Annotated in this window: 1 protein-coding gene; it reads left to right on the forward strand. The window is 41.7% G+C overall.

All coding sequences use genetic code 11. From position 1 onward, the window contains the following. A partial coding sequence (locus B8955_RS06900) for a collagen-flanked surface repeat-containing protein (protein WP_456151128.1) occupies positions 1-1,540 on the forward strand: 1,540 nt, incomplete at both ends.

Consider the following 1,540-nt stretch of genomic DNA (forward strand, 5'->3'; position numbering starts at 1 on the left):
GGGTTGACGGACAAGACGGTCGCTCTATTACAGCATCTGTTGAACGTGGAGACCACAACGGTCAATCAGGAGCATGGATTATTATCCGTGATCGCGAAACTGGTCAAGAACTTGACCGTGAGTTTGTAGCGGATGGAGAAGATGGAGACTCACCAACTATCTCTACTCGTGAGACTGATAATGGATTAGAAATCACTATCATAAATCCAGATGGTTCAACTCAAACTCATATAGTACGCGATGGTCGGGACGGACAGGATGGTCAAGACGGACGTTCATTTACAATTGAACAAACACCTATTCAAGATTCTGACGGTAACCAAATTGGTGTAACAATCATTGTTCGTGATACAGATGGTAACGAGATATCTCGTGAAAATATCTTGAATGGTCAAGACGGTCAGTCTCCAAAAGTTGAAGTTAACGACAATGACGATGGTAGCTATACAATTATTGTAACCAATCCAGATGGTACAATATCTGAAACTGTTATTCGTGACGGCAAAGATGGCAAAGATGGCGAAGATGGTAAATCACATACGATTGAACAGAACCCAATTTATGATGCTAATGGCAACCAAATTGGTGTAACAATCATCGTTCGTGATGCAGATGGTAACGAGCTATCTCGTGAAAATATCTTGAACGGTAAAGATGGTCAGTCTCCACAAGTTGAGGTTAAAGATAATGGAGACGGTAGCCATACAATTATCGTAACAGCCCCAGATGGTTCTACAACTGAAACAACGATTCATGATGGTAAAGATGGAGAATCACCAAGTGCAATTGTTGTTGATAATGGTGATGGTACACATACGATCATCGTTAGAAATCCAGATGGTAGTGAAACACGTACAACTATTCAAGACGGTAAAGATGGTGAAACCCCAACTATCCGTACTGAACCAGGAGTTGACAATTTAGGTAATACTGGTATCTGGGTTATTGTAGAAGATGCAAACGGGCAAGAACAATCACGTGAATTTATTCGTGATGGTCAAGACGGGAAAACACCTTCTGTAAACGTTGAACCAGGTAAAAACTCAGCTGGTCAAGATGGTTACTGGATTATCGTTCATGATGGTGACGGTAACGAAACTTCACGAGTATTTGTTCGAGATGGTCAAGACGGTGAAACACCAAATATTCGTACTGAACCGGGAACAAATGAAAATGGTGAATCAGGACTATGGGTTATTATTTCAGACTCAACTGGTAATGAAATAAGTCGTCACTTTATTAGAGATGGTCAAGATGGATCGTCTATTAAGAAAATATATGTGAACAATGGCAAATTAGTTTTTGTTTACAATGACAGCAAAACAATTGAAGTTGAAATACCAGGAATTTGTTGTGAAAAACCAGGCAACCCAGGAGAAGAATCTCCAAGCGACCCAGGCGAAGAAACGCCAGGTGAGCCAGGCGAAGAAACACCAGACAAACCAGGTGAAGAAAACCCAGGCGAACCAGGTGAAGAAACGCCAGACAAACCGGGCGAAGAAACACCAGACAAACCAGGTGAAGAAACGCCAGACAAACC

It is taken from the genome of Aerococcus suis (assembly GCF_900176325.1).
Classification (GTDB): Bacteria; Bacillota; Bacilli; order Lactobacillales; family Aerococcaceae; genus Aerococcus; species Aerococcus suis.